This is a genomic window from Gammaproteobacteria bacterium, assembly GCA_028819075.1.
Taxonomy (GTDB): Bacteria; Gemmatimonadota; Gemmatimonadetes; order Longimicrobiales; family Gaopeijiaceae; genus BD2-11.
This window is the reverse complement of record JAPPMM010000045.1, coordinates 35,926-56,978: the sequence shown is the minus strand read 5'-3', so window position 1 is coordinate 56,978 and position 21,053 is coordinate 35,926. Positions and strand designations below refer to the sequence as shown.

The following is a 21,053-nucleotide window of genomic DNA, read 5'->3' as shown; positions in this document are numbered from 1 at the left end:
AGGAACGCAGTGCCGATCCCGGCCTCCGGCGAACCCGGAAGCCCGCCCGGCCGGTTTCTCCCCTCCTCCTGGATCCCGTAAACCCCGAACCCGGCCCGCGACATACGGGACCGGCCAGAAACGGCGCTCCCTCCAGGGGGTGCGCCAGGGACGACAACCAATGACCGACCAGACAGAAGGCACTCACTCCCCTTCACCGGAATCCGTACCCTCCTCCGCCCTCCCCTCCGGCGATTCTCAGGGAACCGATTCCAATGAGGGTGGAGGTTCCGGCGATACCGCCCGAGTCAATCCGTCCCCGAGCCAGGCCTTCGGGGACTTCGCGGCGTTCGACGCCCCGGACGAGCTCTTCGCCGATCCGCGTGGCGATACCGGGTTCGGCCTCTCGGACGACCCCGGGGGCGACGACGATCCGTCGATGTCGCGCGACGACTTCGGCACCATGCTCCAGGATTTCCAGTCCGGCATCCAGGAGGTGCGCGAGGGAGAGATCGTACGCGCGAAGGTCGTGCGGGTGACGGATGCCACCGTCATCCTGGAATTCGGCTTCAAGAGCGAGGGCGCGGTCCCGCGGGAGGAGTTCCGGGACAACGAAGCCCTTGCGCCCGGGTACGAGGTCGAGGTCCTGCTCGAGAGCCTCGAGGACGACGACGGGGTGGTGGTCCTGTCGAAGAAGAAGGCCGATTTCCTTCGGGTCTGGGAGAAGATCCGCGAAGCCTACGAGAGCGGTTCGCCGATCGAGGGCACGCTGGTGCGCAAGATCAAGGGCGGCATGACCGTGGACCTCATGGGCGTGGACGCCTTTCTGCCGGGCTCGCAGATCGCCCTCCGCCGGGTGCCCAACATCGAAGACCTGGTTGGCGACGTCTACGACTTCAAGATCATCAAGCTGAACAAGAGGCGCCGCAACATCGTGGTATCGCGGCGGGTGATCCTGGAGGCCGAGCGCGGCAAGAAGCGCGAGACCCTGGTCAAGGAACTGCTGGTGGGCCAGGTGCGGGCCGGCATCATCAAGAACATCACCGATTTCGGCGCCTTCATCGACCTCGGCGGGCTGGACGGGCTCCTGCACATCACGGATATGTCGTGGGGACGCGTGGGACACCCCTCCGACATGGTGAGCATCGGCCAGGAGCTCGACGTCAAGGTCCTCGACATCGACTGGAAGCGGGAGAGGATCTCGCTCGGGCTCAAGCAGTTGCTTCCCTATCCGTGGACCGACATCGACCTCAAGTACCCGGTCGGCGTGCGCGTACACGGCAAGGTGGTGTCGATCACGAACTACGGCGCTTTCGTCGAGCTGGAGAAGGGCGTCGAAGGGCTCGTCCACATCTCGGAGATGTCGTGGACGCGCAACATCCGCCATCCCTCGAAGCTGGTCTCCATCGCGGACGAGATCGAAGCCGTCGTGCTGAAGGTGGATCCGGCGGCCGAGAAGATCTCGCTGGGCATGAAGCAGATCGAGGAGGATCCCTGGCTGGCCCTCCCGCTCAAGTATCCCACCGGGACGCGGCTGCAGGGCAAGGTGCGCAACCTGACTTCGTTCGGCGCCTTCGTCGAGATCGAGCCGGGCATCGACGGGTTGGTTCACGTGTCGGACATGAGCTGGACCAAGCGCGTTGAGCATCCTTCGGAGATCGTGAACAAGGGCCAGGAACTGGAAGTGATGGTTCTCGATGTGGATGGCGAGAACAAGCGCATCTCGCTCGGGATCAAGCAGGTTCTCGACGATCCCTGGCCCTGGCTCTCGGAGCGCTTTGCACCGGGCGTGGAGTGCGAAGGCCGTGTCGTGCGGGTTCAGGAGAAGGGGGTCGTGGTCGACCTGGGCGAAAACGTCGAGGCCTTCGTCCCCATCTCGCACAGTCGTGTGCGGGATAACCAGTCGCTCGAGGACTACTACGGGCCCGGGGACGAGGTCGACCTCAAGGTGCTCGAGTCGGATGCCGCCAACCGCAGAATCGTGGTGGAGGTCATGGCGGAGCCCCGCCGGCGCATCACCGAGGAGGACGACACCGAGTATGCGCCAGAGGACGGTGGGGAAGCCGCGGACGACCCGGAAGCCGCGGCCGGCGAGGCCGAAGAGGTCGGCGGTGGGGAGGCCGTGGATGATGGGGAGGCCGTGGACGATGGGGAGGCCGTGGACGAGACGATCGCCGCCCGGCCTGACGACGAGGGGTAGCGCCTATCCGTGATGGCTAGCCCGCTCCGTGTCCGAGCCCAGGCCGTCCTCACGGTCATAGCCGGCTGCGTGCCGGTGGCGACAGGGCCGCCGGCGCCCGAGCCCCCGCCGCCGGAGGTGGAACCCCCACCACTGACCGCGCCCGAATCCGAGGTGCCCGAGCCCGAGCCGGAGCTCGCGGCTCCCGTGGTGGGGGTCATGCTTCCCATGTCGGGCTCACCGTTCATGCGGGAGTATTCCGAGTTGATCGAGGAGGGGGTGCGCGCCGCGGTCGCCTCGGCTTCGGAGCGCGACGGTCTGCCTGTCGTGCAGGTTATCGACAGCGGCAGAGGGGTCGACCAGGCCCGCCGGGCGCTCGCCGAGCTGGAGGCGGCGGGCCTGTCGGCGATCGTGGGGCCGCTGCAGGATGCCGCGGTGGCTCGGGTGGCCGAGGGCCGCAGGCGACCGGTGCCGATGATCGCGCCCGCCGCCCGGGAACTGCCGGAGGGCCAGGCCGGCGTCTATTCGCTGGCCGGACCGGATCCCGGTCCCGCCAGAGCGCTGGGCCGGGCGGCATGGGAGCAGGGCATCCGGCGCGTTGTGGCGATCGCTCCCTCCACCGCGTACGCGCGCTTCGAGGTGGAGACCTTCCGCGAGGCGTTCCGCCTAGGAGGCGGGGCTCTGGCCGGGGCCTTCTACTATCCCCCGGGACAGGTCGACTTTCGCGCGGAGGTGGGAGAGCTGATCCGCATCGATCCGGATGCGGTGCTGCTTCCGCTGCCGTCCCTGCCCGCGATGGACATCCCGCAGGTGGCGGGCCAGGTACAGCACTATGGGCTGGACGATTCGCTGAGCGTCGACGTGCTCGGGACCGCCGGATGGTCGACACCCGACGTGCTGCGCGATGTCGACGTCAACTTCACCGAAGGCGTCCTTACGGTGACCGCCCGCCCGCCGGGACGCCCGGAACCGGCGTACGAGGACTTCGTGCGGGCGTACGAGACGGTTCACCGGAAGTCCCTGCGCAGCGACGTTCCCGCGCTCGGGTGGGACATCATGGGCCTGCTGCTTGCGGCATTCCGCACGGGCGCACGCGCCCCGGACGAAGTGCGCGCCGCGCTCGAGGAGATCGACGGCTTCGAGGGGGCGACCGGAACCCTCGCCGTGGAAAACGGGCGCATCACGCGGGTCTACGAGGTCGTCGTGATCCGGGATCGGGAGCTGGTCCGGGTCTACTGATGTCCCGGTGTGCGCCCGCCCTCACCCGGGTGACGCCGGTCCTGCCCGAACTTCCCCGCCCGTGAGCATGCGCGAGCAGCTGGAGCGCCTGAAGGGCCTGCGCCGGGAAGCGGAGCAGGGCGGAGGGGACGAGCGCCTGGCGGCACAGCACGCGCGCGGCAAGCTCTCGGCCCGCGAGCGTCTCGATCTGCTTCTGGATCCCGGGAGCTTCGTGGAGCTCGACCGCTTCGTCACCCATCGCGCGACCGGGTTCGGACTGGAGGAGCGCAAAGTGCTCGGGGACGGGGTGGTCACCGGACACGGGCGCATCGACGGACGCCTGGTCTATGTCTTCTCCCAGGACTTCACCGTCTTCGGGGGCTCGCTGTCGGAAGCCCATGCCGAGAAGATCGTGAAGGTGCAGGACCTGGCGCTGAAGACCGGAGCGCCGGTCGTGGGGCTGAACGATTCCGGGGGCGCCCGCATCCAGGAGGGTGTGGTCTCACTGGGGGGCTACGCGGACATCTTTCTGCGCAACACGCTGGCTTCGGGCGTGATTCCGCAGATCAGCGTCATCATGGGGCCCTGCGCGGGCGGGGCGGTCTACTCGCCGGCGATCACGGATTTCGTCTACATGGTGCGCGGCACCAGCTTCATGTTCGTCACCGGGCCGGAGGTGGTGCGCACGGTGACCCACGAGGACGTGGACATGGAGAGCCTGGGAGGTGCCGGCACCCACGCGTCGACTTCGGGGGTGGCGCATTTCGTGGGCGAATCCGAACCCGACACCCTTGCCTCCGTGCGCGAGCTCTTTCGCTACATCCCGCAGAACAACGCCGAACCCGCCCCGCGCCGGCCGACGGAAGACCCGGTGGATCGTGGGGACGAAGCGCTCCTGGATGTCGTCCCGTCCAACCCCAACAAGCCCTACGACATGAAGGAGGTCATCGGGCGCGTCGTGGACGACGGCGTGTTCTACGAGGTGCACGCCCTCTTCGCCCCCAACCTGATCACCGGTTTCGCCCATCTGGGAGGGCACGCGGTGGGCGTGGTGGCCAATCAGCCGGCGGTGCTGGCGGGGGTGCTGGACATCGATTCGTCGGACAAGGGGGCACGCTTCGTGCGCTTCTGCGACGCCTTCAACATCCCGCTGGTGGTGTTCGAGGACGTGCCGGGGTTCCTTCCGGGCGTGGGCCAGGAGCACGGGGGCATCATCCGCCACGGCGCCAAGCTGCTGTACGCCTTCGCCGAGGCCACCGTCCCCCGGGTCACCGTCATCACGCGCAAGGCGTACGGGGGCGCCTACGACGTGATGAACTCACGGCACATCCGTGGAGATCTGAGCCTCGCGTGGCCCAGCGCGGAGATCGCGGTGATGGGGCCCAAGGGCGCGGTCGAGATCCTCTTCCGCAAGGAGATCGCGAGGGCCGACGACCCGGAGGCCGCGCTCGAGGCGCGGATGGAGGAGTACCGCGAGCGCTTCGCGCATCCCTACATCGCCGCGGCCCGCGGGTACGTCGACGACGTCATCGATCCGCGCGAGACCCGCGCCCGGCTGGCCGGCGCCCTCGACATCCTCGAGAACAAGCGCGACGCCAACCCGTCCAGGAAACACGGCAACATTCCGCTCTGAGGAGGCAGCAGCCCGTGGACGAACTCCCCCCGGCATTCGAGCGGCGATGCATCCGCGCTGGATCGCTTCGCTCTGCGTTGCTTTTCGGACCAAGAGCGCTGCTATTGGCCCTTCAAAGCGCCTTGCCAGCCCGGCGCCTCGCCGCTCTCGGTGCTCGCGCGGATTCATCCACGGACTGCTAGGGTGTTCGAATCGGTTCTGATCGCCAACCGGGGCGAGATCGCGCTGCGCATCGTGCGCGCCTGCCGGGAGCTGAGCGTGAGGAGCATCGCGGTGTATTCGGCGGCGGACCGGGGCGCGCCGCACGTGCTTGCGGCCGACGAGGCCCACGAAATCGGGCCCGCGCCCTCCGCCGAGAGCTACCTTCGCATCGATCGCCTGCTCGAGGTCGCGGCGCGCTCGGGGGCCCGGGCGGTGCACCCGGGATACGGCTTCCTGTCGGAGCGGGCCGTGTTCGCGCGCGCGGTGCGGGACGCCGGGCTGGTGTTCATCGGGCCGAAGCCCCGGACCATCGCGGCGATGGGCGACAAGGTGCGCGCCCGCAGGCTGATGCGGGCGGCGGGCACCCCGGTGATTCCGGGTTCACCGGGCCCGGTGCGCGATCTGGATGAGGTCCACCGACAGGCCCGCGAGATCGGCTTTCCGGTGCTGCTGAAGGCGGCGGCCGGGGGCGGCGGCAAGGGGATGCGCGTGGTGGAGGGGCCGGACGAGCTCGAGCGGGCGCTCGCAGCGGCCGGCCGCGAGGCGCAGGCGGCCTTTGGCGATCCGGCGGTCTACCTTGAGCGGTACCTGGACGCGCCCCGGCACATCGAGGTGCAGGTGCTGGGCGACGAGCACGGCAACCTGGTCCATCTGGGGGAGCGCGAGTGCTCCATCCAGCGGCGGCACCAGAAGCTGGTGGAGGAGTCGCCCTCTCCGGTGGGCACGCCCGGGCTGAGGGCACGCATGGGCGAGGCGGCGGTGCGGGCCGCCCGCGCAGTCGACTACGTAGGCGCGGGCACGGTAGAGTTCCTCTACCTCGACGGTGACTTCCATTTCCTGGAGATGAACACCCGCCTGCAGGTCGAGCATCCGGTGACCGAGCTGGTGACCGGCATCGACCTCGTCGAGTGGCAGCTTCGGGTGGCGGCGGGAGAGACGCTCCCCTTCACGCAGGAGGATGTGCGCCTGGACGGCCACGCCATCGAGTGCCGCATCACGAGCGAGGACCCCTTCCAGGGCTTCCTGCCCGCGACCGGGCGGGTGGACGTGCTCGAGGTTCCGGCAGGGCCGGGGGTGCGCTGGGACGGCGGCATTCGCGCCGGGTTCGAGATCGGCCGCCACTACGATCCGCTGCTGGGCAAGCTGGTCGCCTGGGGACCCGACCGCGCCTCGGCGGTGCGGCGCATGGCGCGCGCGCTCGAGGAACTGACCATCGTGGGAGTACCCACCGGTGTGCCCTTTCACCAGCGGGTTATGCGGCATGCCGCCTTCCGGCGAGGCGACCTGAGCATCCGCTTCATCGAAGACCACCCCGAACTCACGGCCGGCGACATCGATGCCGGCGAGCTGGCCGTGGTCGCGGCGGCCGCGGCGCTGTTCGCGGACAGGGAGCGGGGGCCGGACCCGGCCCGGAGAGCGCATGTGGACGGGCGTCCGGCTTTCTCGGCCTGGCGCAGAGCGGGCGCGAAGTGGGCGGTGCTGCCGTGAGCGGGGCGGGGGGCGCGGATCCGACGAAGTCCGTGCGCTTCCATGTTGCCGTCGAGGGACGCGTCCTGCCGGTGCAGGTGGACGGCGACACCGTGCGGCTGGAAGGTGCCGGCGACGAGGCGCGGGTGCTCGAAGGAGGGTGTGGCCGGTCTCTCATACTGTCGATGGACGACCGCCCTCACCGCGTATTCGGCGTACGGATCGGCGAAACCAGTTGGGAGATCCATCACCGCGGCCGCGCCTTCCGGGTCGAGGTAACGGATGAGCGGAGCTGGCGCCTGCGCCGGGCGCGGAGCGACGGGATGTCCCCTGCCGCTGGCCTCGAACCTGTGCGCGCACCCATGCCGGGGCTCGTGCTGCGGGTCGACGTCGAGGAAGGTCAGAAGGTCGCGGAGGGCCAGGGATTGCTGATCGTGGAAGCGATGAAGATGGAAAACGAGTTGCGCGCACGCGCCGCGGGACGGGTTCGCCGCGTCCACGTCGCCGCCGGGGAATCCGTCAGGCGCGGCGACGTCCTGGTCGAGTTCGAGCAGGACGGAGGCCACAATGGCGCCGCGGACGGCCGGGATCGCTCGCCGGGCGACTCAGGCGGCGAGACGGCGCCGTGAGTGACGATCCGCGCCCGGTTACCGACAGCGGCATCCCGGTCGAACGGGTGTACGGCCCCGATTCGTCGGATCCCGCGCCCCGCGACGATCCCGGCCAGCCGGGGGAGTTCCCGTTTACGCGCGGCATCCACCGCACCATGTACCGCGGGCGTCCCTGGACCATGCGCCAGTATGCCGGCTTCGGCACCGCGGCCGAGACCAACCGGCGCTACCGCTACCTGCTCGAGAGCGGCACTACCGGGCTCTCGGTCGCCTTCGACCTCCCCACGCAGATGGGCTACGACTCGGACCACCCCATGGCCGCCGGCGAGGTCGGGCGGGTCGGGGTGGCGATCGATTCCATCGAGGACATGCGCCTTCTCTTCGAGGGGATTCCGCTGGAGGACGTCTCCACCTCCATGACCATAAACTCGACCGCGGCCACCCTGCTCGCGCTCTACGTCGCGCTGGCCGACGAGCGGGGAGTGCCGCGTGCGCAGCTGGCCGGGACGGTGCAGAACGACATCCTCAAGGAGTACATCGCCCGGGGCACCTACATCTATCCGGCTGAGCCCTCGCTCCGCCTGGTGTCGGACGTCATCGCGTTCTGTTCGCGCGAGCTGCCCAGGTGGAATCCGGTGTCGATCTCCGGGTACCACATCCGCGAGGCCGGCTCGACCGCCCCCCAGGAGGTCGCCTTCACCTTCGCCAACGGGCTCGAGTACGTGCGCCGCGCGCTGGAATCCGGAGTCGCGCTCGAGGACTTCGCCCCGCGCCTTTCCTTCTTTTTCGCCGCGCACAGCGACCTGCTCGAGGAGGTGGCCAAGTTCCGCGCCGCCCGCCGGCTGTGGGCGCGGCTGATGCGCGAGCAGTTCGGGGCCTCCGACCGGAGCGCGCGGCTGCGCTTCCACACCCAGACGGGTGGGTCGACGCTGACCGCTCAGCAACCCCTCAACAACGTGACCCGCACCACCCTGCAGGCGCTCGCGGCGGTGCTGGGGGGTACGCAGTCGCTGCACACCAACGGATACGACGAGGCTCTCGCGCTCCCCACCGAGGAGTCCGCCCGCATTGCCCTGCGCGCCCAACAGATCCTGTTGCGCGAGAGCGGGGTGGCCCGCACGGTCGATCCTCTCGGGGGGAGCTATTTCGTTGAAGCGCTTACCGATACGATCGAGTCGCGGGCGCGCGTTCACCTGGAGCGCATCGCCGCCACGGGCGGGGCCGCGCAGTCCCTCGACTACATGCGCGACCACATCCACCGGTCGGCGTACCGCACCCAGCTCGCGGTCGAGTCGGGCGAGAAGGTCGTGGTCGGAGTAAACCGCCACGTCGAAGAGGGCGCGGACCCGCCCCGCCGCGGCCCCGACTACCGGGTGCTCGAGGCCGGGCAGCGCGCCAGGCTGGAGGAGCTGCGCGCCCGCCGCGATGGCCGCACAGCCGCCCGCGCCCTCGACCAGGTGCGGGAGGCGGCGCGCACGGACGCCAACCTGGTGCCGCCCATGGTGGCCGCCGTGCGCGCCCGCGCGACCCTGGGCGAGATCAGCGAAGTCCTCGCGCGCGAATGGGGGAGCTACGCAGGGCAATAGGCGTCCTCCGCAAACACGATTACCTTGGCGGGTCGAACCAACCCCGCGATTCATCATCCATGCCTACCTACGACTACCAGTGTAGCGGCTGCGGACAGGCCTTCGAGGTCTTCCAGAGAATGTCGGACGAGCCGGTCTCCAGCTGCCCCGACTGCGGCTCGGCTGCCCGGCGCAGGATCTCCGGCGGGGCCGGCTTCATCTTCAAGGGCGAAGGCTTCTACATCACCGATCACCGCAGTCAGGATTACCGCGACAGGGCCGCGGCCGACGCGGGTAAAGAGCCTGCCGCGGCATCCGGCGCAAGGGCTGCCGGCGACGGTGCGGGCGAATCCCCGAAGAAGGGCGAAGCGAAGACGGCGGAAACGTCGTCCTCGGATTCGGGCAAGACGTCCTCGGGCGCCGGTCGGGCCGGTTCAGCATCGGGAGCTGATTCGGGCGGTTCCCGGTCCGCGAGCGGTGCGGGCAGTCGGGCCCAAGCCGGTTCGGAGCAATGAGCCGGGGGGCGCTGCGCGACATCCTCGAGCAGGCGCTCGCCGGGATGGGAGTGACGGGACACGAAGTCCGGCTGGAGCGGCCGCGCGACCCGGACCACGGCGACATCGCTTCCTCCGTCGCGCTCACCCTCGCCTCCCGGCTCCGGCGGCCTCCGCGCGCCATCGCGGACGAGATCGCGGGACGGCTCGAGCTGGACGGCACCGGGATCGCCTCGGTGGAGGTCGCCGGCCCGGGCTTCCTGAACTTCCGCCTCTCGGCCTCGCGGGTATCCTCGGTCGTCGTGGAGATTCTCCGCCGGGGTGAACTCTATGGGCGCTCCGGGGACGGGCAGGGCAGATCCATCATGGTGGAGTTCGTCTCCGCCAACCCCACCGGTCCGCTGCACCTGGGCCACGGGCGCCAGGCCGCGCTCGGCGACACGCTGGCCAACCTGCTCGACTGGACCGGCTGGGCGGCGTACCGGGAGTACTACTACAACGACGCGGGCCGCCAGATCGAGCGGCTGGGGGAGAGCGTCGCCTGCCGCTATCTGCACCACTTCGGCGTCCAGGCCGACTTCCCGGACGATGGATACCACGGGGCCTACGTCGTCGAGATCGCGGAGCGGCTCGCGCAAGCGGAGGGCGACCGGTGGGTGGATGCCGAGCCGGAGGAACGGCACGCCGTCTGCCGGCGCTTCGCGGTGCGCGTGCTGCGCGAAGAACAGGACCGCGATCTCGCCCACTTCGGCGTGCGCTTCGACCGCTACTTCCTCGAATCCTCGCTCTACACGGACGGGGCGGTCGACGCGACCATCGCGGCGCTGCGCGAGACCGGGCACGTGTACGATCGCGATGGCGCCATGTGGCTCACCACCACGGCCTTCGGCGACCAGAAGGACAGGGTGATGGTCAAGAGCGACGGCAGCCCCACCTACTTCCTCCCCGACGTCGCCTATCACATGAGCAAGTGGCGGCGCGGCTTCCACGAGGTCATCAACGTGCAGGGCTCGGACCATCACGGAACCGTCGACCGGGTGCGCGCCGGACTGCAGGCGCTCGGCCGGCCGCGGGGATACCCCGAGTACCTCCTTCACCAGATGGTGACCGTCGAGCGCAGCGGGGTGGAGGTGAAGCTCTCCAAGCGCTCCGGGGGCTACACCACGCTGCGAGAGCTGGTCGACGCCGTCGGCGTGGATGTCGCGCGCTACTTCTTCCTGATGCGCAAGCCGGAGGCGCACCTGGTCTTCGATCTGGACGCCGCCCTCGACCATTCCGACCGCAACCCGGTCTACAAGAGCAAGTATGCGCACGCACGCATGTGCAGCATTTTCCGCAAGGCGCGGATGGATCCCGACTCCATGACGCCGGACCAGCTCACCCCCGAGGGTCTCGACCTGTCCCTGCTGGAGCATCCGCGCGAGCGCGAGCTGATGGGGCGGCTGGGCGAGTTCCCGGAGCTGGTGCGCCGGGCAGCGCGAGCGCGGGCGCCGCACCTGGTGTGCGAGTACCTCGAACACACCTCCGGCATGGTCAACTCGTGGTATCACGCCGGCAATCCGACCCGCAATCCCGACCTCGCGGTGCTGGCCGGAGACCCGGCGCTGAGGGCGGCGCGTCTCGCCCTCACCGGGGCCGTGCGCGTGGTGCTGCGCAACGCGCTCACCCTCGTGGGCGTACAGGCTCCGACCCGCATGGCGCGGCGCGTGAGCTGAGGCGGCCGGGCATGTCGACCCTGATTGTGGGAAGCATAGCCCTCGACACGGTCGAGACGCCGTTCGGGAGGGCCGAGGAGGTGCTCGGAGGGTCGGCTTCGTTCTTCGCGGCGGCGGCGAGCCTCTATCAGCCGGTCCAGGTGGTGGCGGTGGTCGGCGACGACTTCCCGCTGGCGGAACTGGACTTTCTGCAGGAGCGGGGCGTCGACTTCTCGGGGCTTCAAGTCGCGCGCGGGGAGAGTTTTCGCTGGGGAGGGACCTACAACGCCGACTTCAGCGCCCGGGAGACCACCTTCACGACCCTCGGCGTCTTCGCCGACTTCAGCCCGGCCATCCCCTCGTCCTTCCGCAAGGCGCGCATCGTTTCGCTGGGCAACATCCACCCGATTCTCCAGGGAGAGGTGCTCGACCAGGTTGAGAAACCCGAGCTGGTGGTGTGTGACACCATGAACTACTGGATCGAGCGGGAGCGGGACGCGCTCATGTCGCTTCTCGAGCGTATCGATGTTCTGATGGTGAACGACACCGAAGTCCATCAGCTTTCCGGCATTGCCGATCCGGTGCGGGCCGCACGCTGGGTACGCGAACGCGGGCCCCGACGGGTGATCATAAAGGAGGGTGCGCGGGGCGCGCGGCTCTTCGACGGAGAGGCCGCTTTCCGGTGCCCCGCCTTTCCTGTGTCGCGTGTGGTGGACCCGACGGGAGCGGGCGATGCCTTTGCCGGCGGATTCGCAGGATATCTGGCGGGGGTGTCCCGCAGCAGCATGGATGCACTGCGCGAGGCGCTCGTACATGCCTCCGTCATGGGCTCCTTCGCCGTCGAGTCCTTCGCCCTCGACCGTCTTCGGAAGCTGGATGTCGGGGAGGTAGCCGAGCGGGCGCGCATCCTCGGCGAGCAGGCTGCTTTCGAAACCTCGCCGAAAGGAGCGAGCCTTGCCTGACGATTCCCCGAGACTGGACTACCGCGCCGCGGGCGTCGACCTGGACGCCGCGGACCGGGCGAAGAGGGCCATCAAGTCGCTGGTGGCGAGCACCCACGACCGGCACACCCTCTCGGGGATGGGCTCGTTCGGGGGCATGTACGCGGTGCCGGGCGGAATGGACGCGCCGGTGCTGGTGTCGAGCGCGGACGGGGTGGGCACCAAGCTCAAGGTGGCGTTCCTCTCCGGCCGCCACGACACGGTGGGGGCGGACCTGGTCAACCACTGCGTCAACGACATCCTGGTCCAGGGCGCGCGGCCGCTCTTCTTCATGGACTACCTCGCCACCGGCGATATGGACGCCGGGGTGGTGGGCCAGGTAGTTACCGGGGTCGCGCGTGCGTGCCGTGACAACGGCTGCGCTCTGCTGGGAGGCGAGACGGCGCAGATGCCCGACTTCTACGCCCCCGGCGAATACGACCTGGCCGGGTTCATCGTCGGCATCGCGGAGCGGGACGCGCTGCTCGATGGTTCGCGCACGCGGGCCGGGGATGCGCTGGTGGCACTGGCCTCAACGGGACTCCACACCAACGGGTACACGCTGGCCCGCCGCATCGTCTTCGACGTCCTGGGGCTCGACGCCGACAGCCCGTTCCCCGATTCCGGGGGGACGGTCGCGGACACGCTGCTGGCGGTGCACCGGAGCTATCTGGCGTCTCTCACCCCGGAGCTCGAACGCGGCGCCGTTCGCGCGCTGGCGCACGTCACCGGCGGGGGCATCCCCGGCAACCTGCCGCGTTCGCTCGGGGCGGGGCTGGGGGCGCAGGTCGACACCTTCAGTTGGCGACCTCCCCCCGTCTTCGACGTGCTGGCGCGCGCGGGTGGCGTGGCGCGTGAGGAGATGTACCGGGTCTTCAACATGGGCGTGGGCATGCTGGTGGTGGTCGCGCCTGCGGATGCCGACGGCCTCGTCTCCCGCCTGCGGGACCGGGGGGAGGAGGCTTGGATCGCTGGGGAAGTCGTCCGGGGTTCGGGAGTGGAGTTGGTGTGAGGCTGGACGCGGGGCTGATGCTCGCTCTCCTGAGCCTTGTTGCACCCGTGCGCGCGCAATCGGCCGCGGAACTCACCGCCCGCTGCAGCGACGCGTCCGGGGGGGCAAACTGGTGCGCCGCCGGAGCCGTGGGATACCAGGCGGCCGCATCGGGCATCGGCCTGGCCGCATCGGCGGGCAGTGACATCCCGGGGACTTCGAGTACCCTGGGATGGCGGCGTGGATTGGGTCCGCGCATGGCGCTGAGCGCCCGCTTCACGGGTGCCCGCATCCCGCTTCCCGACCTCGTTGAAGCCCTTGCCCTCGAACTTCCGGAACTCCGCGCCACCGTCTCCCATGCCTCGCTCGAGGGCGCGGTCGGGCTGTTCGACGGCTTCCGCTGGGCGCCGCAGTACGGAGGCTTTCTGTCGCTGGATCTTGTCGCTTCCGTCGGCGTACTCCGGCTTCCGCAGGCGCACGGCTTTGAGGGCGACGCCTACTCGGCCGGAGTCGGTGCCCGTCTCGGGCTGCTCCGCGAGTCCTTCGACGTTCCGGGTGTCTCGGTCTCCGTCGTGAGACGCTTCCTCGGAGATGTCCGGCTGGGGGCTGCGCGAGCGATCACCGTGCGACTCGAACCTGCGGCAACCTCCGTCCGTGCCCTGGTCGGCAAGGAGTTTTCGGCCGCGGGCATCGTTGCCGGCGCGGGATGGGACCGGTACTCGGGAACCGTAACCATCGAGGGCCCCGAATCGGGCCGTCAGCCGCGCAGCGTGACGCTCGACGGCCCCCCATTCGATCGTCTGCTCCTGCACATGGGTATCTCCCGCACCTGGCAGGTGCTTGTGGTGGCGGGCGAGATCGGTTGGGCCGCGGGGTTCGATGGCCTGCCGGATCCCTCGGTGCAACCCTTCGATCCGAGCGCCGGCAGCATGTTCGGGTCCCTGAGCCTGCGGATTACGCGATAGCGGAGATGGGCGCATGACCGAGAGCGGGACTGGCCGGCTCGCCCCGGCGCCGAATGATCGTGTGTCGGAAGCGGATCTGACCTTTCTGGAGCGAACCGTCGAACTCGCACGGCGTGGATGGGGCCGGGTGTCGCCCAACCCGATGGTCGGGTGCGTCGTGGTGCAGAAGGGCGAGGTGGTGGGAGAGGGATGGCACCGCGAACTGGGCGGGCCGCACGCGGAAGTGCACGCGCTCGCCGAGGCGGGCGAGAGTGCCCGGGACGCCACCGTCTACACCAGCCTCGAGCCGTGCGCCCACATGGGCCGTACGCCCCCCTGCACGGGTGCCCTCCTCGACGCCGGGATCAGGCGTGTGGTCTTCGGCGCCGCCGATCCGGGCGTCGGAGCAGGGGGGGGCGCCGTGCTGCGTGCCGGCGGGATACTCGTAGACGGGCCTGCCTTCTCCAGCGCCCGGGCCGCGTCGTCCAGTCCCGCCTTCTTCCATGTCGCGCGCAACGGGTCGCCGTACGTTGCCCTCAAGCTCGCGCTCAGCCTGGACGGACGCATCTCGCGCGCGGGCGAGCAGACCGGACTGACCGGGCCGGCGGCGCGCGAGCATGTGCACTACCTGCGCGCCGGCTTCGACGCGATCATGGTGGGAGCGAACACCATGAAGATCGACGACCCCCGCCTCACGGCTCGCGGGCGGCTCGAGCCCCGCCGCGCGCCCGACCGCATCGTGCTGGACTCCCTTGCCCGCATGGCTCCGGAAGCCCGGCTCCTGCGGGACCACGGCGGCGGGCGGGTGCGCGTCTTCACGGGTGTGGACGCGCCCGCGGACCGGGCGCGCGCCCTTGGGCGGCGGGGCGCCACCGTCCACGCCGTTCCCCGCTCGGCCAGCGGCCTCGACCTGGGCGCGGTGCTGACTACCTGTTACCGGGCGGGCATCACCTCCATCCTCTGCGAGGGAGGCGGGGTGCTCGCCTCCTCGCTCCTGCGCGAGCGCCGCGTGCAGCGTCTCTACCTCTTCCTGGCCCCGCTCACGTTGGGATCCGGCTCGGTCCCGGCCTTCCCGGGGATGGACGAGGCGGCCTGGGAGGGATGGCGACCCGCCGGGCCGCCGGCCGCGTTCGCGCGCGACCTTCTCTGGGTCCTCGACCGGGACGGCTGATGTTCACCGGGCTGGTGGAGGAGATCGGAACGGTCGTGGCGGTCACGACCCGGCCGGAGGGCCGGCGGATGACCATTCGTGCCCCGGGCATCGCGCCCGACCTCACCGACGGCGCCTCGGTGGCGGTCGACGGGGCGTGCCTGACCGTCGCCGCTCTCGAAGCCGCCACCTTCGCCGTGGACGTGGTGCCCGCCACCCTGGCGCGCACCATCGCCGGCGCCTACCAGGCCGGTACCCGCGTCAACCTCGAGCGGGCGCTCCGCCTGGGCGACCGTCTCGGCGGCCATCTGGTGCAGGGGCACGTCGACGGGGTCGGATCGCTGGTCTCCCGGACCGATCCCGCCCCCGGGGACGGCGCTCGCCTCCTCACCTTCCGCATCCCCCGCGAAGTGGCCCGCGCCACCATCCTGCACGGCTCGATCACCCTCAACGGGGTGAGCCTGACGGTCAGCGAGCTGCCCGATCCCGACCTCGTGCGGATCGCGATCGTGCCCTTCACCTGGGAGCACACCAACCTGGCCGACCTGGCCCCCGGAGCCCCGGTCAACGTCGAGGGGGACCTGATCGGGAAGTACGTGGGTAAGCTCCTGTCAGTTCACACCCCGGATTCTCCGCAAGGCTGAGCCCCGTGCCGCACTCCCGCGTGGAAGCTGCCATCCGCGCCATTCGCGAAGGCAGGATGGTCATCGTCGCCGACGACGAGGACCGGGAGAACGAGGGCGACCTGGTGTGCGCGGCCGCCGCCGCCACGCCCGAAGTCGTCAACTTCATGACCAAGCACGCGCGCGGCCTCATCTGCGTGGCCCTGACGCGCGAGCGGGCCAGCGAACTCGGCCTTCCGCCCATGACCGAGGACAACACCGACCCGCAGGGCACCGCCTTCACGGTTTCGGTGGACGCGCACCGCAAGTACGGGGTCACCACCGGCATCAGCGCCTTCGACCGCGCCAAAACCATCGAAGTGCTGATCGATCCCGCGAGCCGCCCGGGCGACCTGCGCCGCCCCGGCCACGTCTTTCCGCTGCGCGCCGTCCCCGGCGGCGTGCTGCGCCGCGTGGGGCAGACGGAGGCCTCCGTGGACCTGGCCCGCCTTGCCGGATTCGAGCCCGCGGGCGTCATCTGCGAGATCCTCAGCCAGGACGGCACCATGGCGCGCCGTCCCCAGCTGGAACAGTTCGCGCGGGAGCACGACCTGCTCTTCATCACGGTGGCCGAACTGGTCGCCTATCGGCTGGCCAAGGAGCGGCTGGTGGAGCGGGTGGCCACCGCCCGGCTCCCCACCGGCGTCGGCTCCTTCGACGTGATCGGCTTCCGCAGCCCGCTCGACGACCGCGAGCACGTGGCCCTGGTGAAGGGCCAAATCGACGGGCGGGCGGACGTGCTGGTGCGCATGCACTCGGAATGCCTGACCGGGGACGTCTTCGGCTCCATCCGCTGCGACTGCGGCCAGCAGTTGCGCGCCGCGATGCGCCAGGTGCAGGAGGAGGGGCGCGGTGCCATCGTCTATCTTAAGCAGGAGGGCAGGGGGATCGGCCTGCACAACAAGCTGAAGGCCTATCAGCTCCAGGACGGCGGGCAGGATACGGTCGAGGCCAATCGCACCCTCGGCTTCGAGCCCGATCTGCGCGACTACGGCATTGGGGCTCAGATCCTGCTCGATCTTGGCCTCAGCTCGATCCGCCTTCTCACCAACAATCCCCGCAAGATCGTCGGCCTGGAGGGATACGGCCTGCACGTGACCGGACGGGTGCCGCTCGAGATCGAGCCTTCGGACTTCAACGAGCGCTATCTCGACACCAAGCGCGCCAAGCTCGGCCACCTCATATAGCAGCCCGTGGACTGCCAGCCCGGATGACCGGCTCAAACACCTTCAGCGCATCGCTCGACGGATCGGGAAAGCGCTTCGCCGTCGTGGCGGCCCGCTTCAACCCGGAGATCACCGACAGCCTGCTCTCCGGGGCCCTGGCTCGTCTGGCCGAACACGGTGTTGCGACCGGGGACATCGACGTCTACCGGGTCCCTGGAGCCTGGGAGCTTCCGCAGACCGCGGCGCGCCTGGCGACGCGTGCCGGCCATCACGGCATCATCGCGCTCGGGTGCGTCATCCGCGGCGAGACTCCGCACTTCGACTACGTGGCGGGCGAGGCGGCGTACGGGCTGGGCGAGGTCGCGCGCTCGTCGCCGGTCCCCGTCGTGTTCGGCGTGCTGACCACCGACACCCGCGCGCAGGCTGAGCGCCGCGCCGATCCGAAGGAAATGGACAAGGGTGGAGAGGTCGCGTCGGCCGCGGTCGAGATGGCGATGCTGTTCGACGGGCTCGCCTGAAGGGGCATGGCCTTCGCCGAGCGACCCCGCCGCAACCGCACCCGCGCGCGGGCATGGGCGCTCCAGGTGCTCTATCGCTGGGAGGCGGCGGACAGCGAGTCTGTCCTTGATGCCCTTGAGACCACGCTGGCCAACCGGCGGGTGGCGCCCGCCTGCCAGGCTCATCTGGCGCGGGTCGTGCGCGGCTTCGCCCGGCACGAGGAAGAGGTGCGCGCGGCGGTCAGCGAGGCGCTGGACAACTGGCGGATCGAACGGCTCGCCCGCGTGGACCGCTGCATTCTGTTCCTTTCGGTGACCGAGATGCTCTTCCTGGACGGGGTGCCGCCCGCAGTCGCGATCCAGGAAGGGGTACGGCTGGCGCAGCGCTACGGAAGCGAGCATTCGGACCGCTTCGTCAACGGCGTGCTGGACGCGGTGATGAAGGCGCGCACGGTCGTCGATGAACGCTGACCGGCGTGGCCCGTAGACCTGTGCCCCCGTCCTTTCTACCTTCGACGGGGCCCAAATCAAACCCACTGGAACCAGGGTTGGAAGAGATATGAAAGTGAACACGGTCGCTCGCGGCTGCGACGTGCCCGAATACGTGACCAAACGGGCCGACCGGAAGATCGGCAAGCTGGTCCGTTTCGACCCGCGCCTGACCTCCGCCGAGGTCGTGTTCCGGGTTGAGCGCCACGTTCACCGCGTGGAAGCCTTTCTCTCCCTCAACGGACATGAGCCTGTCGTCGCCCGCGGGGAGGCGCGTGATTTCGCGACCGCGCTCGACCAGGTGGCCGATCGCCTGAGCAAGATCCTGCGCCGCGGCCGAACCCAGCAGGTGGAGCACTGGGCCGGCCGGTGAGCACGAAACTCTTCACCTCCGAGTCGGTCACCGGAGGGCACCCGGACAAGCTCGCCGACCAGATCTCCGACGCCATCCTCGACCACATCCTGGCGCAGGATCCGCGGGCCCGGGTGGCGTGCGAAACCCTGGTCTCGACCAACTTCGCCCTGGTTGCGGGCGAGATCACGACGACGGCCGGCGACCTCGACTACACGCAGATCGTCCGCGAGACCATCCTTGCGGCCGGCTACACCCGCGACGAATACGGCATCGACGGCCACAGCTGCCGGGTCGAGTCGAGGATCGACCCGCAATCGCCGGACATCGGGGCAGCCGTGGACGACGGCGGGGCGGGCGACCAGGGACTCATGTTCGGCTACGCCACCGACGAGACCGACGAGCTGATGCCCGCCCCCATCCTCCTGGCCCATCAGCTCGCCCATCGGCTCACCTTCGTACGGACGTCGGGCCTGCTGCCCTGGCTGCGGCCGGACGGCAAGACCCAGGTCACCATGGAGTACGACGGCGACCGTCCCGTGCGCGTGCACACCGTCGTGGTCAGCGCCCAGCACGACGATGACGCCGCCGACGAGGAGATCCGGGAGGGAATCACCGAGAAGGTCATCGCCCCCGTGTTCGCCGCGGCCGGTTTCGAGTGGCAAGGGTGCATCCGCCACATCAACCCCTCCGACCGGTTCGTGATCGGCGGTCCCTATGGAGACGTGGGCCTGACCGGCCGCAAGATCATCGTCGACACCTACGGGGGCGCCGCCCGCCACGGAGGCGGCGCGTTCAGCGGCAAGGACTCCACCAAGGTCGACCGCTCCGGGGCCTATGCCGCGCGCTGGGCGGCCCGGAACGTGGTCGCCGCCGGGATCGCGCGCCGCTGCGAGATCCAGCTTGCCTACGCAATCGGCAGGGCGCGGCCGGTCTCGGTGGCGGTCGAGACCTTCGGCACGGCCACCTGCGGGACGGCGGACGAGCACATCGCGGCCGCCGTGCAGCAGGTGTTCGACTTTCGTCCCGCCGCCATCATCGACCGCCTGGGCCTCCGGCGTCCCGTCTTCACCCCCACCGCCGTCCACGGCCACTTCGGCCGCAAGCCCGAGTGCGTGCGCTGGAAGGACGGCACGGGGGTCGAGCTGTTCCGCTGGGAGAAGACCGACCAGGTCGAAGAGTTGAGGCAGGCGCTGGGGATGTGACCCGGGGCGGCCGGGCTCCGCCCTGCGTCGAACTGCCGGAACTTCACCCGCAAGCGGGGGTCCATCCAGCAAGAATGTCTACGCTTACGAAATCCCGACCGGCCCGGCCCGCCGTCTCACGGCCGCCCTTCAAGGTCAAGGACCCGGGTCTCGCCGAATGGGGCCGCCAGGAGATCGAGCTCGCCCGCAGGGAGATGCCCGGGCTGATGGCGCTCCGCGAGGAGTACGCCGGCGAGAAGCCCCTCGCGGGCTCCCGCGTCTCGGGCTCCCTGCACATGACCATTCAGACCGCCGTGCTCATCGAGACCCTCGTGGAGCTTGGCGCGGAGGTGCGCTGGGCGTCCTGCAACATCTTCTCCACCCAGGACCACGCCGCGGCCGCGATGGCCGACGCGGGCGTGCCCGTCTTCGCATGGAAAGGAGAGACGCTGGAGGAGTACTGGTGGTGCACCTGGATGGCCCTCGCGCACCCCGAGGGCGGTCCTGACCTCATCGTCGACGACGGCGGGGACGCCACGCTCCTGATCCACCAGGGGGTCGAACGCGAGCTGCAGGCGGAAGCCGGGGTCGCGCGCGCGCCCGGAGCCTCCGAGGAAGAGGAGGAGATCGGCCGGCTGCTCGACCGGGTGCTGGAAGAGGATCCGCACTTCTGGAGGTCGCTCGCGGCCGACGTGCGGGGCGTGAGCGAGGAGACCACCACCGGTGTGCACCGGCTCTACCGCATGGCCGAGGAAGGCACCCTTCTGTTCCCGGCCATCAACGTCAACGACTCGGTCACCAAGTCCAAGTTCGACAACCTGTACGGCTGCCGCGAGTCGCTGGTCGACGGCATCAAGCGCGCCACCGACATCATGGTGGCGGGCAAGAAGTGCGTCGTGCTGGGATACGGCGATGTCGGCAAGGGGTGCGTGCAGGCCTTCGCCGGGCTCGGCGCCACCCTCTACGTCACCGAGATCGACCCCATCAACGCGCTGCAGGCCGCGATGGAGGGCCACCAGGTGGTGACCATGGACGAGGCCTGCGCCTTCGGCGACATCTTCGTCACCGCCACGGGCAACGTCTCCGCAATCACCCGCGGCCACATGGACCGCATGAAGGACGGCGCCATCGTCTGCAACATCGGCCATTTCGACTCCGAAATCGAAGTGGCCGGGCTGGCGGGCCTGGAGTGGACCGAGATCAAGCCGCAGGTCGACAAGATCACCTGGCCGGACGGCAAGAGCATCGTCCTTCTCGCGCGCGGCCGCCTTGTCAACCTCGGATGCGCCACGGGCCACCCGAGCTTCGTCATGAGCACCAGCTTCACCAACCAGTGCATGGCGCAGATCGAACTCTGGCAGAAGCGCGAGACCGACGAGTACGCGAAACGGGTCTACACCCTTCCCAAGATCCTGGACGAAAAGGTGGCGCGACTGCATCTGGACAAACTGGGAGCGCGGCTCACGACGCTCACTCCCGAGCAGGCGGAATACATCGACGTGCCGGTCGGCGGCCCGTACAAGCCCGACCACTACCGCTACTGAGCGCCAACGCGCATTGCTGCTGCGGTCGTCCGGGACGGCCGGCGGGGTAGCGT

General features: G+C 69.7%; 18 protein-coding genes and 1 pseudogene. All 19 read left to right on the top strand.

What is annotated here, in order from left to right; all coding sequences use genetic code 11:
• The first annotated feature begins 160 nt into the window (after positions 1-160).
• The 19 genes and pseudogenes from OXU32_12050 (at position 161) to ahcY (ending at position 21,000) form a co-directional block, all read left to right on the top strand.
• Positions 161-2,179 (top strand): 30S ribosomal protein S1, encoded by a 2,019-nt coding sequence (locus tag OXU32_12050; GenBank protein ID MDE0074681.1) that lies wholly within the window; start codon positions 161-163, stop codon positions 2,177-2,179.
• Between the two features lie 12 nt (positions 2,180-2,191).
• Positions 2,192-3,397 (top strand): penicillin-binding protein activator, encoded by a 1,206-nt coding sequence (locus OXU32_12045; GenBank protein MDE0074680.1) that lies wholly within the window; start codon positions 2,192-2,194, stop codon positions 3,395-3,397.
• Between the two features lie 67 nt (positions 3,398-3,464).
• Complete coding sequence (locus OXU32_12040; GenBank protein MDE0074679.1) at positions 3,465-5,009, top strand: acyl-CoA carboxylase subunit beta; 1,545 nt, start codon at positions 3,465-3,467, stop codon at positions 5,007-5,009.
• Positions 5,010-5,192: 183 nt separating this feature from the next.
• A complete protein-coding gene (gene accC / locus OXU32_12035) occupies positions 5,193-6,698 on the top strand; it encodes an acetyl-CoA carboxylase biotin carboxylase subunit (protein MDE0074678.1) in 1,506 nt (501 codons plus the stop codon).
• A 335-nt stretch (positions 6,699-7,033) separates the two neighbouring features.
• Positions 7,034-7,306 (top strand): annotated as a pseudogene (locus OXU32_12030) (acetyl-CoA carboxylase biotin carboxyl carrier protein subunit).
• The gene (locus OXU32_12025) at positions 7,303-8,874 is read left to right on the top strand and encodes a methylmalonyl-CoA mutase family protein (GenBank protein ID MDE0074677.1); all 1,572 of its coding nucleotides are present in this window, start codon (positions 7,303-7,305) and stop codon (positions 8,872-8,874) included. Before OXU32_12030 ends, OXU32_12025 begins: the two are co-directional and overlap by 4 nt.
• Positions 8,875-8,933: 59 nt before the next feature.
• Positions 8,934-9,368, top strand: a complete 435-nt coding sequence (locus tag OXU32_12020) for a zinc ribbon domain-containing protein (GenBank protein MDE0074676.1) — start codon at positions 8,934-8,936, stop codon at positions 9,366-9,368.
• The gene (gene argS / locus OXU32_12015) at positions 9,365-11,062 is read left to right on the top strand and encodes an arginine--tRNA ligase (protein ID MDE0074675.1); all 1,698 of its coding nucleotides are present in this window, start codon (positions 9,365-9,367) and stop codon (positions 11,060-11,062) included. The genes OXU32_12020 and argS overlap by 4 nt, the downstream gene beginning before the upstream one ends.
• Positions 11,063-11,073: 11 nt before the next feature.
• The gene (locus OXU32_12010; GenBank protein MDE0074674.1) at positions 11,074-12,003 is read left to right on the top strand and encodes a PfkB family carbohydrate kinase; all 930 of its coding nucleotides are present in this window, start codon (positions 11,074-11,076) and stop codon (positions 12,001-12,003) included.
• Positions 11,996-13,033 (top strand): phosphoribosylformylglycinamidine cyclo-ligase, encoded by a 1,038-nt coding sequence (gene purM / locus OXU32_12005; protein ID MDE0074673.1) that lies wholly within the window; start codon positions 11,996-11,998, stop codon positions 13,031-13,033. The genes OXU32_12010 and purM overlap by 8 nt, the downstream gene beginning before the upstream one ends.
• A complete protein-coding gene (locus OXU32_12000) occupies positions 13,030-13,977 on the top strand; it encodes a hypothetical protein (protein ID MDE0074672.1) in 948 nt (315 codons plus the stop codon). Before purM ends, OXU32_12000 begins: the two co-directional genes overlap by 4 nt.
• A gap of 13 nt (positions 13,978-13,990) precedes the next feature.
• Complete coding sequence (gene ribD, locus OXU32_11995; protein ID MDE0074671.1) at positions 13,991-15,127, top strand: bifunctional diaminohydroxyphosphoribosylaminopyrimidine deaminase/5-amino-6-(5-phosphoribosylamino)uracil reductase RibD; 1,137 nt, start codon at positions 13,991-13,993, stop codon at positions 15,125-15,127.
• Positions 15,127-15,750 carry a riboflavin synthase gene (locus OXU32_11990; GenBank protein ID MDE0074670.1) on the top strand — a complete coding sequence of 208 codons (624 nt, stop codon included), beginning with the start codon at positions 15,127-15,129 and terminating at the stop codon, positions 15,748-15,750. Before ribD ends, OXU32_11990 begins: the two co-directional genes overlap by 1 nt.
• Positions 15,751-15,755: 5 nt before the next feature.
• A complete protein-coding gene (locus OXU32_11985; protein ID MDE0074669.1) occupies positions 15,756-16,955 on the top strand; it encodes a bifunctional 3,4-dihydroxy-2-butanone-4-phosphate synthase/GTP cyclohydrolase II in 1,200 nt (399 codons plus the stop codon).
• Positions 16,956-16,978: 23 nt separating this feature from the next.
• A complete protein-coding gene (ribH, locus tag OXU32_11980) occupies positions 16,979-17,452 on the top strand; it encodes a 6,7-dimethyl-8-ribityllumazine synthase (GenBank protein MDE0074668.1) in 474 nt (157 codons plus the stop codon).
• A 6-nt stretch (positions 17,453-17,458) separates the two neighbouring features.
• Entirely contained in the window at positions 17,459-17,902 is a 444-nt protein-coding gene (nusB, locus tag OXU32_11975) for a transcription antitermination factor NusB (protein MDE0074667.1), read from the top strand.
• A gap of 88 nt (positions 17,903-17,990) precedes the next feature.
• On the top strand, positions 17,991-18,293 hold the full coding sequence (gene raiA, locus OXU32_11970) for a ribosome-associated translation inhibitor RaiA (protein ID MDE0074666.1): 303 nt from the start codon (positions 17,991-17,993) through the stop codon (positions 18,291-18,293).
• Positions 18,290-19,477 (top strand): methionine adenosyltransferase, encoded by a 1,188-nt coding sequence (gene metK / locus OXU32_11965; GenBank protein ID MDE0074665.1) that lies wholly within the window; start codon positions 18,290-18,292, stop codon positions 19,475-19,477. Before raiA ends, metK begins: the two co-directional genes overlap by 4 nt.
• Positions 19,478-19,551: 74 nt before the next feature.
• On the top strand, positions 19,552-21,000 hold the full coding sequence (gene ahcY / locus OXU32_11960; GenBank protein MDE0074664.1) for an adenosylhomocysteinase: 1,449 nt from the start codon (positions 19,552-19,554) through the stop codon (positions 20,998-21,000).
• Positions 21,001-21,053 lie beyond the last annotated feature (53 nt).